Origin of the sequence: Allofournierella sp. (assembly GCF_017889395.1) — a bacterium.
Taxonomy (GTDB): domain Bacteria; phylum Bacillota; class Clostridia; order Oscillospirales; family Ruminococcaceae; genus Allofournierella.
In genome coordinates this window covers 14,476-29,915 of the sequence record NZ_JAGHKE010000153.1, presented here as the reverse complement: position 1 = coordinate 29,915, position 15,440 = coordinate 14,476, and the positions used below count along the sequence as shown (strand labels likewise).

General features: G+C 49.4%; 12 protein-coding genes, 1 tRNA gene and 1 pseudogene. 4 read left to right on the top strand and 10 right to left on the bottom strand.

Annotated features, from left to right (window positions below):
* From J7G73_RS13400 to spoIVB, 3 genes and pseudogenes are all read right to left on the bottom strand, one after another.
* Positions 1-306: pseudogene (locus tag J7G73_RS13400) on the bottom strand (sporulation transcription factor Spo0A); the annotation flags it as partial.
* Between the two features lie 313 nt (positions 307-619).
* Positions 620-823: a hypothetical protein gene (locus tag J7G73_RS13395; protein WP_291246635.1), complete on the bottom strand. Its 204-nt coding sequence runs from the start codon at positions 821-823 to the stop codon at positions 620-622.
* Positions 824-1,206: 383 nt separating this feature from the next.
* Positions 1,207-2,430, bottom strand: coding sequence for a SpoIVB peptidase (spoIVB, locus tag J7G73_RS13390; RefSeq protein ID WP_291246634.1), 1,224 nt, complete (start codon positions 2,428-2,430; stop codon positions 1,207-1,209).
* A gap of 329 nt (positions 2,431-2,759) precedes the next feature.
* On the opposite strand from spoIVB, the gene J7G73_RS13385 reads away from it, so the two are divergent.
* The 4 genes from J7G73_RS13385 (at position 2,760) to J7G73_RS13370 (ending at position 7,482) form a co-directional block, all read left to right on the top strand.
* Positions 2,760-2,960, top strand: a complete 201-nt coding sequence (locus J7G73_RS13385; protein WP_291246633.1) for a hypothetical protein — start codon at positions 2,760-2,762, stop codon at positions 2,958-2,960.
* A gap of 127 nt (positions 2,961-3,087) precedes the next feature.
* Positions 3,088-3,172, top strand: a tRNA-Leu gene (locus J7G73_RS13380).
* 484 nt (positions 3,173-3,656) lie between these two features.
* Positions 3,657-5,768, top strand: a complete 2,112-nt coding sequence (locus J7G73_RS13375) for an AAA family ATPase (protein WP_291246632.1) — start codon at positions 3,657-3,659, stop codon at positions 5,766-5,768.
* A 4-nt stretch (positions 5,769-5,772) separates the two neighbouring features.
* On the top strand, positions 5,773-7,482 hold the full coding sequence (locus J7G73_RS13370) for a UvrD-helicase domain-containing protein (RefSeq protein ID WP_291246631.1): 1,710 nt from the start codon (positions 5,773-5,775) through the stop codon (positions 7,480-7,482).
* 210 nt (positions 7,483-7,692) lie between these two features.
* Here J7G73_RS13370 and J7G73_RS13365 read toward each other — a convergent pair whose 3' ends face one another.
* The 7 genes from J7G73_RS13365 to J7G73_RS13335 form a co-directional block, all read right to left on the bottom strand.
* Positions 7,693-8,931: an IS256 family transposase gene (locus J7G73_RS13365; RefSeq protein ID WP_291246630.1), complete on the bottom strand. Its 1,239-nt coding sequence runs from the start codon at positions 8,929-8,931 to the stop codon at positions 7,693-7,695.
* A 79-nt stretch (positions 8,932-9,010) separates the two neighbouring features.
* Complete coding sequence (locus tag J7G73_RS13360) at positions 9,011-10,282, bottom strand: recombinase family protein (protein WP_291246629.1); 1,272 nt, start codon at positions 10,280-10,282, stop codon at positions 9,011-9,013.
* A gap of 10 nt (positions 10,283-10,292) precedes the next feature.
* The gene (locus tag J7G73_RS13355) at positions 10,293-11,951 is read right to left on the bottom strand and encodes a recombinase family protein (RefSeq protein ID WP_291246628.1); all 1,659 of its coding nucleotides are present in this window, start codon (positions 11,949-11,951) and stop codon (positions 10,293-10,295) included.
* A gap of 81 nt (positions 11,952-12,032) precedes the next feature.
* The gene (locus tag J7G73_RS13350; RefSeq protein ID WP_291246627.1) at positions 12,033-12,209 is read right to left on the bottom strand and encodes a hypothetical protein; all 177 of its coding nucleotides are present in this window, start codon (positions 12,207-12,209) and stop codon (positions 12,033-12,035) included.
* A gap of 49 nt (positions 12,210-12,258) precedes the next feature.
* Positions 12,259-13,614, bottom strand: coding sequence for a relaxase/mobilization nuclease domain-containing protein (locus J7G73_RS13345; protein ID WP_291246626.1), 1,356 nt, complete (start codon positions 13,612-13,614; stop codon positions 12,259-12,261).
* Between the two features lie 3 nt (positions 13,615-13,617).
* Complete coding sequence (locus J7G73_RS13340; protein ID WP_291246625.1) at positions 13,618-14,163, bottom strand: hypothetical protein; 546 nt, start codon at positions 14,161-14,163, stop codon at positions 13,618-13,620.
* Positions 14,164-14,249: 86 nt separating this feature from the next.
* Positions 14,250-15,323, bottom strand: coding sequence for an AAA family ATPase (locus tag J7G73_RS13335; protein ID WP_291246624.1), 1,074 nt, complete (start codon positions 15,321-15,323; stop codon positions 14,250-14,252).
* Positions 15,324-15,440 lie beyond the last annotated feature (117 nt).

Genomic DNA, 15,440 nt, shown 5'->3' with positions numbered 1-15,440 from the left:
ATAAAAGGCAAACCCGCTTTCCAGCAGTTCCTGTTCCGCCGCCTCGTTCTGGAAGGGACCGGTGGCAAAGAATACGGCGCTGCCTCCCTGGGCCTCGTAGCGCTGCTTTACTGCCAGTGCGTCCAGCCCGGGCATGAACACCTCCAGCAGCACTGCGCGAGGCCGGTATTCCAGCATTTTCTCCAGCACCTGCGTACCGTCCTTCGGGCACACAACAACCTCCATACCGCGGCCTTCCAGCGCGGCAACGCAGGCGGCAGTGGCCGCCTCGCCCAGATCGGTCATCAAAAATTTCATGGTTTCCATTGTTGCTTCCTCCTGTTTTCACATCCGTTTTGCGGGTGGTTTCGCTGTGTTGTTTTAACAATGGAAATTTTACCATATATTTCCAGCTGTTGCAATAGTTAATTCCAGTTTTTACCATATTATTGGAAATATTTTCCTTCCCTTTTTCTCCTTTTTTTCGGCTCCTTGTGCATAAAACCGCTGATTTTCCCGTTTGTCCGGCAAATCATGTCCCCCAGGAAAACTAAAACGCAGCCCTGTACACATTGGCACCTGGCTGCGTTGCTGCTATTTTTATATGTAATATCGGACAGTCGGCTGTGGCTGCTGTTTTTCAGACCTGCTTTCGTTTCTCCCAGGCATAGCTGAGCCCAAAGACCACGATCATGTAAAGAACTGCAATCACCTGCAGTGCCAGTGCGGTTGCTTCGCCAATAAAATTAGGCTGGGATTCAAACAACATTGCAAGTCTTCCGAAAAGATAAGTGGGCGCAGCCGCGGAAAACATCTGTGACGCCGCCACCAGGAACAGATTCACATTTTCCTCCAGCAAAAGGACACGCTGCCACACATACACCACCAGCGACAGAAGCCCCGTTGCATTCCCTATAAGAAGCGAGCACAGCACATTCCATCCGATGCGGGCATACCGCCCTCCGAGATAAAACCAGAACACCGTTGTGGCCAGAGGCAGCAAAAAAAGAGGAGCGAACCGATCACAGGCAGGCGCAAGGTAAAATTCACAACAAGTCCGACCGCAACTGGAACCAGCGTCAGTAAAACCAGCGTACTTTTCTTCATACTGCTCACTCCTTTTACAATTCTGATCAGAGCTTTTCCTACTATTATGATACTATCCCTATCTGCTGTTGTCAGCCCTGTTTTTATAATTATGTAAGGCAGCCTGCCCGGCTGCCGGTTTTACTCGCCAGATTTTATCGAGAGTGAGCCGTCCGCCGTTTCCAGCATGGTCTGGGCGAAGATGCCGTAGCCGCGGGTAGGGTCGTTCACCAGCACATGAGTCACCGCTCCCACCAGCTTGCCGTCCTGCTCGATGGGACTGCCGCTCATCCCCTGCACGATACCTCCGGTGGCACTCAGCAGCTGCGGGTCCGTCACCCGGATGACCATATTCCGGTTGGGGTCCTCCTGCCCAAGGGAAACCCGCTCGATCTCCACATCGTACCACTGTGGGGTAGTGCCCTCCAGTGTGGTAAGGATGCGGGCCGGACCGCATCGCACCTCCTGCACCTGTGCTACGATCATATCCTGCCCGCTGCACAGCACCCGAATGTTCCCATAAACCCCGGTGGCCCCATTGACCAGAATGTCTCCCATGGCGATCTGACTGGTAAAACGCCCCTTCAGCTCGCCAGGCACCCCAGCCTCTCCTTTTTCATAGCCGGTGATAGTCACCGGGGCAATCTCGCCGCTGCGCAGGGCAATACTCTGACCGGTATCCGCATCGCTGATCGGGTGTCCAAGGCCACCGTATATGCCGATGGAATTGTCCACAAAGGTAAGGGTGCCGATGCCTGCGGAGGAATCCCGCACCCACATGCCTGCCCGCCAGGAGCCGCTTTCCTCATCCCGCACCGGTTCCAGGGTGGCGGTATGCTGCTCACCTCCGCGCTGGTAAATCACCTCCACCGGACGGCCTGCGGCTTCCTGCAGAGCATCGGCCACATCCTGATTGTCGTGGGTGTCCGTTCCATCAATGGACAAAATACGATCGCCGATTTTCAGTCCGGCGCTTTTTGCCGGGTTTGCACCGCCACCTGGGGCCGGAATGTCGGTGAAGCCAACAATAGTCGCCCCCTCCGCAAACATTTTGATCCCGAATGGCGTACCGCACACGGTTACAGCCCGCTGACCCACTGCCACCGCGCGCACGGTCTTCACCGGAATGCGGCCCAGTATGCTCAAGGTTACATTGTAGCTGCTGCCCACAGGCACTGCGCCTGCCTGGGCGGCACCGCCTTGCTGCATGGGCTGCAGCCAGGGCAGCTGTGCAATGCGCAATGTCTGCCCCTGCTCCACCAGAAAGGTATCGGGCAGCTGGCAATACAGATATCCCCAGCCGCACACGAACAACGCGCCGACCGCCGCAAGGGCAGCAAGACCGCGCCGGACCCAGTGAATCATACCAAACGCTCCTTTGAAAATGGTCTTATGGTTCAGTATGTACCGTTTGGGGCCATTTCATGTAAGCAGGTAAAACGTAGGGCAGCCTCCGGGCTTTTGATTGACAAAACCAGCCGGGTCTGATATAGTAAAAGCACATTCCCCGTATTTTATACACGGAATGCATGCGGATCAGGCGTTTTGCCCCGCCTCGGGTGTCCTCCCCGGGTGAAAATAGAGGATTTTTTCTTGTGCGGATATGGCGGAATTGGCAGACGCGCTGGTTTTAGGTGCTGTCACCTCAGTGAAAGGTTTTGAAAGTAGATATCTTTAACGAGGAGGTAAAATTAATGGGAAAGTTGACGAAACAGAACACTAAGTTGCCAACCCTCCCCGCAAAGAATCCGGATAAAACAGAAACCTGGGCAGGGAAATATACTGTTCGTGTTACTAAAATCTTTAATCAACCAGATGGATCGACGGTTAAGGCGACAAGACGGATCAATAAAGATGGAAGTATAACAGATAAAATTGAACACCGACATAGGTGATAGCTTTCTCTTATTGTATATCTGAGGACAAATTAGGAGTTTTACCTGTTTTTATTGATGCAGATTAAGCGCAACGCTCTGTCTCGGGCAATCCCTCCCCGAGTAAAAATAGAGGGAAACTGAATATGCGGGTATGGCGGAATTGGCAGACGCGCTGGATTTAGGTTCCAGTGGAGCGATCCGTGTGGGTTCGACCCCCACTACCCGTACCACGTCGGAGCAAGCTTTGTATCGCTTGCTCCGACTTTTTTGCAAAAGTCAGAGCGCGCTCACGCCGCTGCTCCTCCTTTCCAAATCGAACCCGCTTCGCTGGGCTTCGATTTGGTTTTGGGTGCAAGCCTGAAAGCCGTGACATCTATACTGTTTCGATGTGCCAAAAAGAGAGACACACCGCTTGGTGTGTCTCTCTTTGGTATTACAGATTCCTTTGGAATCTGAATCGCCTGCGGGCGGGTTTTATTGAACACGAAAGGAAATCCTGACGGTTCCCTTTCACACTATCCCTCCCTCCGAAATCAGAAAGTCTCCAGCATCTATACTGTTTCGATGTTCCATATTTGAAAAGCGAACTTCTTATTGTCAAGATGGAATTTATTGAAAAAGAATCCTTTTTTGATATAATAATCACAAGGTGTTAGTTTATTTTATTGACTATTCTCATGACGTGATTTATTCAACATATGTGAGGAGAAAAAAATGCATATACAAAAGATACATATCGAAAATTTTAGGCTACTAAAAAACGTGGATATCGTTTTGGATAAGTCTTTGACTCTAATCGTCGGCAAAAATAATACGGGTAAGACCTCCATTGCACACCTTATTCGGACTATTATTAATGAAAAAAAGAACTTGTCTTTTAACGACTACCCACTTGAAAGTCGTAAAGTTCTTTATGAGTTACTTGAAGAATACTGGGATGGTACAGTACAAGATACCGAGATAAAAAGTCGAATACATGAAACAAAGCTAACTTTTTATATTGATTACAGCGATGTCGGAGATGACCAGTTCCTTGGAGAACTACGTAACTTTATTATCGACATGGATGATACGCAGAACACAGCCCAAATAGACGCTGTTTACGCTTTTAATAGTCTAAAGCTGGACGAACTTTTTGGCGAATGCCGAAAGCGCTATGATGATTTACTAACCGCAAAAGAAGACGAGGAGTCATCACAACAAGAGATAAGCAATTTACACCCCTATGACCGTTCAATTATTGCAACTGTAGTGAAGGAGCAATTTGATAAGTTTTTTTCTTTAATTGTTTTTGCGGTAAACCCGGCAGATATTTCTGACTATCAAGAAAGGTCCTCAAATCTATTAAAAAAACTCTTTACATGTAGGATGATAGAAGCGGAAAGAAATCTTGACGAGTCTGAAAACAAAAATGAACATCCCTTAGCAAATATGATGAATCGCGTGTTTAGCCAAGATGAAGAACAGCTTACGGAAGCATTGCGTCCCATAATCGGCGAACTTAACCGTTATGTTGATAATATGAGTTTTACAGCTCAGAAGAAAATCAATTCACTAATGGAACAGATTGTTTCCGGTATGATTCGATTTGGATACCCATCAACAGAAGATATGCAGTTACGGGCAGATACTGGAATTTCGCTGAAACAACAAATTCTCAATAGCACAGACTTAACATATACATCTGCCAGCGCAGACGAATCGCTTCCAAGTACACATAATGGGTTAGGTTACAAAAATCTTATCAAAATAACCCTCATTCTTCATGAATTTGGCCGGGCTGTTAATGCTAATGATGCCACCATACCTTTACTTTTAATTGAAGAGCCAGAAGCGCACATGCATCCTCAGCTTCAAACTGTATTTGTAAGTTATTTAAATGAATTTCTAACAGATATGGTAGGAAAAGATAACTTGCCTCAAGTCTTGCTTTCAACACATTCTGCCCATGTGGCAAACACTGTAAATTTCAAACAAGTAAGATATATGCGGAGACAAAAAGAATTTGTTGTATGCAAGGACTTACAAAACTTCTATGAATCTGCACAGCACGACGAGGTAAAAGAAGAAAATCTTGAATTCCTGCAGAAATATTTAAAATTGAGTTATTGTGATTTGTATTTTTGCGATAAGGCAATTCTCGTGGAAGGTGCGGCTGAAAGGCTTTTGTTACCTAAAGTAATTTCAAAATGCGAAGCAGCCGGTTTATTTGGCACACAGTGTCCCTCACTTGCCTCACAATATTATTCGATTGTTGAAGTTGGTGGAGCTTACGCCCACAGATTTTACGAATTTGTAGACTTTTTGGAGATTCCCACTTTAATTTTAACGGATATTGATTTTATCAATGATACCAAGAGCAAATGCCAGTTGTCCACCGCTGTTAATTCTTCTAATGGTGCAATTAAACGTTGGTGTCATGATATGTACAATATTCCCGTCTCGAAATCGGTTCCTCTTGAAACAATATTGGAGTTGTCAAAAGATCCTAATAAGAAAAGCAACGGATGTCGACATATTGAATTTCAAGTCGAAGAAAACGGGGCACACCCCAGAAGTCTTGAAGAATCCATTCAAAATGTAAATCGGGAACTCTTTGGAATTGCCCCTAATTCCAAAGAAATACCACTTTATGATGATACGGATAGCAGTAAAACGGATTTCGCACTTATGCTGTTGACTGATCCAAAATATAAAGATTTCGCCATTCCGTTGTATATTAAAAATGGGTTGGTATGGCTGAACGATCAGGATAAAATGCCAGAAGCGGCATATCCAGTAAGAAAATTTAAGATGAAGCGCGGTGCTTCTTCACAGAAAGTGTGATTAGATGATTGATAAGACAAATTATAAATTGGCTAAGGCTCGCGCTGATGAGATTGATGCTCAAATTATAGATACACTAAAATCCGGTAAAAGCTTTCGCGTTGAGGCGGGGGCAGGCTCTGGAAAGACTTACTCCTTGCACAAAGTGGTTGAATGGATAGATAAAAACAAAGCGAGAGAATTTAATAAAAAGAATCGTCAGGTTGCTTGCATTACATATACCAATGCTGCCGTTGATGTTATTAAAAGCAGAATTTCGAGTAAGAGTTCTATTATTCCATCGACCATTCATAATTTTGCATGGGAAAATATGAGAAACTTTACATCCGCTTTGCTTGCAGGTGTTGAGGAATTAGGGTTGGTTTCTTCTGATAGCGATATATCAGAAATCCAAAAGGTTTCATACGATCTTGGTATCCGATACATCGAAAATCACGAGTTGCATTTATTTCACGATGATATAATTAAACTCTTTGCTTGGTTTTTGGATAAACCAAAGTTTCGCATGCTACTAACAGATAGATACCCTATCATCCTTATTGACGAGTATCAGGACTCTTTTAAAAGTATTATGGATAAATTTCTTGAGCACTTCATTGAAAAAGACTGCGGCCCGCAATTTGGGTTATTTGGAGATGCTTGGCAGACAATTTATTCCACCAATGGCGCTTGTGGCTTGATAACAAGTAACAGGTTAATTGAAATAAAAAAGGAATCTAACTTTCGATCTCAAAAAAACATCATTGATGTTCTGAATAGAATTAGGCCTGAACTTCCCCAGATATCAGCATTAAATGAGAATGATGGGAGCGTCATTGTAATCACTACAAATGATTACAATGGAGATAGAGATACGCGGCCCTACTATAAGGGTGAACTTCCTGAAAAAATATTGAGTCAATATATTTCTTCGGTCAAAGAAAAATTAAAAAGTATGGGCTGGGATAAAGACAGTAAAGTTCTGATGATCGCGCATAAAATGCTTGCTAAACAGCAACACTATCAAGCCCTTCTGGACGCCTTAGGAGATCGATTCAAGGAGCAGGATGATAAGCACTTCATTTTCTTTAGGGATCGTCTTGAGCCGTTATACTCTGCTTTAGAAAGACAAGATGTCAAAGCAATGTATGAAGCACTTGGAACAACACGACAACCAATAGAAACAAAACGCCAAAAGAAACAGTGGCGGCAACTTAGAAATGCCTTAAACCTCGCCAGACAAAGAACAATCTATGATGTTTTACGGACAGCTATTGATAGTCGATTAATTCCCGTTCCTCCAGATATCAGCAATTATATGAGCGCATATGATTCTGGTAATGATACTGCTTATGCAAAAACAACCATCAAAGAATTTTACAAAATTGAATACCAAGAAATAATTAATTCCATCAATTTCTTTAGGCCCGATTCCGGATACTCTACTGATCATGGAGTAAAAGGCGAAGAATACGATAATGTCCTTTTTGTGATGGGTAGAGGGTGGAATCTCTACAAGTTTGAAGATACACTATATAAAGATGAAAACACTCTGCATGGCAAAGAACTTGAAGCTTACACAAGAAATCGAAATCTTTTTTATGTTTGCTGTTCCAGGCCAAGAAAAAGGCTTGCCATCTTAATTACTGTTGAAATAAACACACAGTTTGAAGAATACTTACAGAATATATTTGGGGCTGACAATATAGTACCATACAATGAGTTTATGGCTTAAAGCCATATGTAATAGGGCAGAATTCTATAACTTTTAGGTCAATCCCAAATTCTGTGTAAACTCCGTTCAGGGTGAGAATAGAGCAAAATTTATTCAGGGCGGCAGCAGGTTCATCTGGCTGCCGCCTTTTTAACAACATAGCGCCGGTGGGGCTGGATGTCAAGGACGGCGGAGCCGTTTTCTTGCCCTTGACATCCGGCACCAGCAGTGTTATTCAGGCATACGCTCAGCAAAATAGATAGCCATCTGAGCGTGGATCAGGCTCCAGTCCTGCCGCCGCCCAGTCCATTTTTTAATAATATCCATCATAGCCAAATACAGCATTTTCAGCAGACTGTCATCGGTGGGAAACACTGATTTTGCCTTGGTCACCTTGCGCAGCTGGCGGTTAAAGCCCTCGATGGCATTGGTGGTATAGATCAGTCTGCGAACCTCCTGGGGGTACTTGAAATAGGTGCTGAGATTAGCCCAGTTGGCCCGCCAGGATTGGGAGATTTTCGGGTATTTCTTGTCCCAGCGTTCCCCAAAGGTGTCCAGAGCATCCAGGGCTGCCTGCTCGTCTACAGCGGCATAGACCGCCTTCAGATCGGCCATAAGGGCCTTCAGGTCCTTGTAGGACACATACTTGCTGGAATTGCGCAGCTGGTGAATGATGCAGTTCTGGATCTCGGTCTGTGGGAAGGTAGCGTGGATGGCCGCATCAAATCCTGTCAAATTGTCTGTACAGGCAATGAAAATATCCTCTACACCCCGGTTTTTCAGGCTGTTGAGTACAGTTGCCCAGAACTTGGCACTTTCATTTTCGCCAACCCACATGCCCAGGACATCTTTCCGGCCATCCAAATTGACGCCAATGGCAATGTACACCGCCTTCTTCACGATCTGCCCTTCGCTGCGAACATGGTAGTGGATGGCATCCAGGAATACCACAGCATAGATGGACTCCAGGGGCCGCTGCTGCCACTCACGAGCCACGGGCAAGATCTTGTCCGTGATCCGGCTGACCGTGCTGTCCGAGACAGAAATACCGTAAATGTCCTGGATATGGGCCTCAATGTCGCCAGTGGTCATACCCTTGGCGTACATGGACAGGATTTTCTCCTCAATGTCCTGACTGATGCTGGTCTGGTTCTTTTTCAGCACCCGGGGCTCAAATTCACCCTTTCGGTCTCGGGGAACCGACACATCCACATCGCCAAAGCTGGTGCGCAGCGTTTTGCTGCTGTGGCCATTGCGGCTATTGTCGGTGCCCTTGTTTTTATAGTCGTGCTTGCTGTAGCCCAGCTCATCATCCAGCTCAGCCTCCAGGCCGTTCTCCATAAACTCGGCAATGGTCTCCTTAAACAGATTCTGGATATCGTCCATGCTGCCGATGTTTGCCATCTGCAGCAGCTCACGGATTTTCTCTCGACGGGCATTTTCTTCTGGGGTACGATTCTTTCTGGCCATATGTAAAACCTCCAATGTGGTGCTTCTATTCTACACCACATTGGAGGTTTACACAAAACTTGGGATAGTCTCTAACTTTTTAAAACGCACCAAGTATTTTCTCCACAACGATGTTGTCGATTTCCTGTTCCAGCTTTTGAACTTTACTCTGCAGCGCAAAAATGTGGGCATCGAGGACCGGTTTCCTCAACGCCCACATTTTTTGTTTCTGCTTCAGTTCCTTCTGTTCCTCGGCCATCCTGATCCGCATGGTCTGGGCAAACTCCTGCACCGCTGCATCCAGCACCTCCTCATGGATGCGGTGAGAACTGCAATAGCTTTTTCCATTCCGATGGTATCCCTTGCAGACATACTCCACACGCCGCTTGCCGTTCCAGTATCGGATCATCGGCACAAAGGGGCTGCCGCACTCTTTGCAGAGAATCAGTCCAGCGTAGCGGTGCTTCGCCTTATTTCCATTGGCCGGACGGGCCTGCGCTTTCAGTTTTTGCTGAACCTTCTCCCAGATGTCACGCTCAATCATGACAGGAAAGAAGTTTTCGTGCCGGTACCACTCCGCCTGCTCCAATCGCTTCGCCTTACCGCCGTTGGTTTCCGAGCGGTGGTTGAGCAGCACCCCGGTATAGGCCTCCTCAACCAGGATGTTTTTTACACTGGCATATGTCCACACATAGCGCCCATCACTGGTTTTGCTTGCCGCACAGACTTCTTTGCCGCATTGCTCCGCCCGGAGTTGTGCCGGTGTCTTTCGTCCCAGCGCATTGAGCCTGCGGGCGATTTCTTTTTGCCCATGCCCCTGTAAGTACAGAGAATAGATGATTTGTACGGTTTCCGATGCCTCCGGGTGAAGTTCAATCGTATTGGTGTTGCGATCTTTCCGATAGCCAAAGGGCGGTGTGATCACAATACCTTCCCGCTGTTTCTGACGATACCCGGCCCGAATCTTTTTACTGATGTCCCTGGCGTAGTAATCGTTCATCAGGCTGCGCACACCGATGATCAAATCATCCTCGTCGCGGAAAGTATCGATTCCTTCTGTCGCGGAAATCACCCGCACCTGATGTTCCCGCAGATAATCAATAAACAGTGCGGTCTGGGTCCTGTGGCGGCCAAGTCGTGACAAGTCCTTTACGATGACGGCATCGATTTTATCAGCGTCCACAGCCGCCGTGAGTTCGTCCAGCCCACGGCGGTTGAACTTCATGCCGCTCACATTGTCATCGGAAGACTGTCCCACAATGGTGTACCCATGCTGCTCGGCAAAGCCATGGCAGATCTCCTGCTGGTTCAGGAGAGAGTTCATCTCCTGGTCATCATCGTTTGACAGTCGCGCATAGATCCATACCCGCATCTGTTATCACCTATCCCGCATAGTAGTCACCATAAATGATTGCGCCCAGCCGGTCATAATCGAACTCTGCGGAGAGGATGGAATCCGTTCGCTCCCCATTTTCGAAGATGTCCAGGTGATCCCGGAAGGGCGCTTTCAGCCGGATCTCTAAATCCAGCTTACCATCCTCTTCGTGAACAAGAATCTTTTCAACCAGCATTTTCAGATGAGCCTCCGACATTTCGCCGTCTTGAAGAATATCGTCGATCAGGCTGATGTCTCGCTTTAACTTGGCCTGGCGGCTGCGAAGCATTTCTGAGATGTTCTGCAGTTCCTCGATTTGCTTTTTGGCCTCCGCGATCTGCTCCTCACGCTTTGCGATCATTCGGTCATAACGTTCCGCGTTGGACTTATCCCGGATGCGTTCCATCAAAATCACCTCCACTTCCTCCTCCAGCAGGAGAATGTGTTCTTGTAGTTTGCTTATTTTGGCACTGGCCATGGAGGCTTTGGGTGTCCATTTTTCAATGAACCACTCCAGTCTTGACCAGTTTTCTTCGTACAGTTCCTTTGTCCGCAGGAGCTCCGCGCTGATCAGGCGATCCAACGCTTCCTCATCCACCATGTGAGAGGAGCAATGTTCCTTGCCATACCGATGGTAGGTATCACAGACATAGACCACCCGTTCGCCGTCCTTCAGTTTGATCCGCTTGCCGATGAAAGTCCGGCCGCAGTCCTGGCAGCGCAGGAGCCCTCCGTACCGAAGGATACCCTTGTTGGTACCCGCCCGGGTATTTTTCGCTTTGCGCTCCGCAAGAAGTGTCTGCGCCAGTTCCCATGTCTCACGGGTCACGATCATCGGCAGATAGTTTTCATGGCGGAACTGTTCCTCCGGGTCGGTGAAGCGGAAGGTCTTATTGATTTTATTGCGCTCGCTCTTGTGGCAGATCAGCGTGCCGATGTAGCTCTCATCCTTAAGGATTCGGCCAACCATCGTCGCGTCCCACAGATATTTCTTGAGTATCCCATCCTGCGTGTTGGGCAGTCGCTTGTTTAGCAGCTCCATCTGCATAAGCGCGGGCGTTTTTCTTCTCTGTTCGTTCAATGTACGGGCAATGGCTTTCATGCCGCTGCCGCCGATATAGGCGGAGAAAATCATGCGGACAGTTTCGGCGGCTTCCTCAACAACGACGACCTTTTTGGTGTTCTTGTCCTTAAAATATCCGAAGGGCGGAATGGTCACGATGCCCTCCTTTTGCTTCTGCCGGTAACCGGTTCGCACACGCCGACTGCCATCACGGGCGTAGAAGTCGTTGACCAGCCCCTTGAAGCCAATGATGAGATCATCGTTCTCGTTAAAGGTATCGATGTTTTCCGTTGCGGACAGGACCCGCACATTGCGCTCACGGAGGTAGTCAATGAAGAGTGCGGTCTGTGTCCGGTGCCGGCCAAGGCGGGACAGATCTTTGACGATGATGGCTTCTATTATCCCTGCCTCGACCACTTCATAGATTTTGTCGATGCCCTCACGGTTGAAGTGCATACCGCTGACATTGTCATCGAAGGATTCACCAATCACCTCGTGGCCATTACTGACAGCAAAGTTGTATATGATTTTTCTCTGATTGTTCAGTGAATTGAGTTCTTCATCCTCATCTCTGGACAAGCGGTAATAGAGCCAGACTTTCATAATCGTTCCTTTCCGCTATGGTGTGCCGATTATTCACGACACACCATAGCACACAAGTTTTTGAATAGCTATCAAAACCAATCAGGCCACTTCATTTTCTACCTTACCAACAGAATCAGCAGGCTGATTTGTGTACGGATCATCCACAGATAGATAGTCGTGGATCATCATTTTCAGGAAGTGATCGAACTGGTCATCCGTCCCCACATAGGAATACATAACACTGCGAATGTTGGATTCTTTTTTCTTTCTACCCATAGCGTTCCTTTCTCCCGAACCCAATTCGGGCAACAAAAATAGCAGACCGTCACATGGTCTGCTGCCAAGTCTGTTCTTCTTCGTGATCGTCCTCGGCGTGACCCTGGGCGATTTTCTTTTGCTGCTTCTTGCGGAGCGTTTTCCTGTCTGTATGCGAGTGCATTGTGGTGCTGTCCATCACGGGAGCATCAGGCTGAGACTGCTCCAGACGGTACCCAAGCCCCACCACAGCAGAAGCAACGCTGCCGTCCCCATCAGCAGGACCGCCCATGCGGGACCATCCAGGTGCGGCAGCCGCAGCCTGGGCAGTCTGATGCCGGGCAGAGAAAAATGCTTCTCGTTCCGCTTCCCAGCCTGTTCGCTCGTCTGCTCCAGATGCTTCACCGCTTTCAGCAGCTCGTCCATCTGCGTCCGTGTCGGGAGCTGCGCCAGCAGCTCGCTGACCTTCTTGAGATAGGCGGTCTGTCTCTCCGCGTGGTACCCCAGCGCGCAGAGGTCGCTCAGCAGATCCTCCCACTCCGCTTTCGTGGGATGCACTTCGGGAGGCGGCGTCTGCTCCTGTACCGGAGGTTGCGGTGTGGGCTGTACCATCTGCGCGGGACGGTTCTTCTCCAGCAGTTCGTCCATGGATAATTTCTGCTCTGATCCTGAATTCATATTCCATCTTCTCCTTCAGATATTTGTCCCCGAACAGCAGGCGGTCACGGCACTGCCAGCCGCCGGGTGTGGTGTAGGTGATATTCCGCCGAGAGGCTTCCCAGCGGACCTTGCAGCCCTCGCTCTCCATCAGTGCAATAAACTCCTCCCGGCTGGAGGCATGGCGCATACAGTCGTTGATGAGATTCATGAGCTGCAGCTTCTTGCTCTGGCCACGGGCTGCGGTGTGATACTCACCGACCGTCATGGTCTTGGTTTTCTGCTTCCTATCCCTGGGCTGGAACACAGGGATAGAAAATTTCACGCAGACCTGATCGTTGCGCTGCCGCAGTTCCTGGAGCTGCGGCTTTGCGATATGCAGTTTCTTTCCCGTATCGAAGTTGACCGAGTTGATGAGGAAGTGCGAATGGATGTGTTCCCGGTCTGTGTGGGTACAGACCAGGACTTCATAGCCCTCATAGTACTCAGCCAGCTTCAATGCGGCTGCATGAGCGGTGACCGGGTCGACCGCTTCGCCTTTCGGGAAGCTCTGCACCATGTGGTAGAACAGCACGCCATCGGTCTTGTGATGCAGACGCTTGGTGGTCATGAAGTCCGCGTAGACAGATTCCGGCTGGCAGTTGATTCCTGTAATCAACTGCTGCCCCTCGAACTCAGTTTTCTTGTCCTGCATGGTGTACCGCATCACGGCTCCCATGCATCCGGCGGTCTGGCCCCGCTTGTAGTTGGTGAAGCTGATGATCGCCATTTTTCACCACCGCTTTCGTTCCAGGATCAACCGGACAGCAGCGCAGAGTTCAGAGAACGCCTGGCATACGCTGTCCAGATTGACCACCGTGATGCGCCCCATGTGCGCCAGGGTGACGAGTTGATTCAGATTTCTGCCAATGGACTTCAGCTCCTTGAGTACTTCTTTCAGTCCGTCAATGAACACCACCTGCTTTCCCAAACAGCAGGCCGTCACATAATCGCTCATGGACATCCCGGATCGTTTCGCCAATTCCTTGATGGCCTCCCGATCTGCGGACGCCATCCGGGTGCTGAATTTGATATCTTTTTTCATGTCGTTTCCTCCAAAATAATCGTGTTCTAAAACCAAACGAAAGCCCAGCGTCAGCGGGTTTCGTTTGGAGAGAAGGCGCAAGGGAGCGTAGTTCGGAATACCTGATCCGTAAGGTGTTCCGAACGGTGCGTACTTTGCGCCGACGAGGGGTGTGGGGCAGCGCCCCGCAAACAAGCGGAAGGCGGGCGGCGGCTGTGCCGGCGACCAGACAAACGCGATGCTGGCCACCTCCAAGGAGGTGATTCCCCCGCGCCGGACACCCACGTTCCTTCTTCGGCCACAAACGGCCCAACACAGCGTTTTTCTTGCTCTGCGGGGGTTTACTCGCCACGCCCGGAAACCGCCCGCGAATCGCCGCACAGCGCCCTGGCAGGGTCAACAGGGTCGACTGCTGGGGCACCCTGGGTATCGTCACTTTCGGCACGGCGCAGCTCAATGAGCCGCTTTCCGTTGCTGCGGCGCACTACCGCGGAAATGCCGATTTTGCTTAGCGCATCAAGGTTTTGCAGGATCTGTCGGGACACCTTCTTGGGCGAGATGCGCTCCACACCCACAGGGTCGATCCGTTCAGACAGCTCCGTGGGAGTGCCGATAAATTCGGTTCGGTCATACATCAGTTCAGAGAGGAGATAGACGATGCGGTCGCCCAGCAGCTCCGGCTGTGTCCGGCTGTCCGACACCAGCTCCCACACATTTTCACTGTTGCGCTCCAGCGTCAGCTCCCGGTATTCAATGTCACGACCGATGCAGAAGAGTTTGGCTCTGCCACTGCCCCGCCGTTCCTCCACCAGCGTGAAGCTGGAATCCACCGCACCGCTGATGGCGGTGGTACCGGAGATGCGGTTGAACACATCGTCTGCAGTTTCCTTGCGCAGGTGATGGATCAGCAGGATGGCGATGCCATGGGCATCCGCGATCCGTTTCAGAGCGGAGAGGTCGCGGTAGTCGTTGGCATAGGTTGTGTCGCGAGCCGGACGGACCATTTGCAGGGTGTCGATGATGACCAAAACAGTGTCCGGGTGTGCGGAGAGGAAAGTTTCCACCTGCTCCTCCAGCCCCTGTCCAATGAGGGCGCACTCCGTGCAGAAGTGGACACTGTCCGGCGCGTCCTCGGTGATCTCGAAGAGCCGGTTCTGGATGCGGAGGACGGAATCCTCCAGACAGAGATAGAGGGTGGTGTCCTGTTTGGTGGGCATGTTCCAGACCGATTCTCCTTTGGCCACCGTCACAGCCAGCCACAGAGCCAGCCAGGACTTGCCCACCTTTGGAGAGCCCGCCAGGATGTGCAGGCCCTGTGCAAGCAGGGTGTCCACCACAAAATTGGGCGGACGCAGGGGCTGGCTCATCAGGGCCGCCCCATCCACAGTGCGAAGCGGCGGGATGTTTTTGTTCATGAATCATTCCTCCTTTGTTCTGAGTATGAAAAAAGCGCCCACCGCAGTGAGCGCCTTTCCCGAAAGGAGTTTTTCCTTTCACTTGATTATTGGGGGTATTTTGATAAAATGAGAATA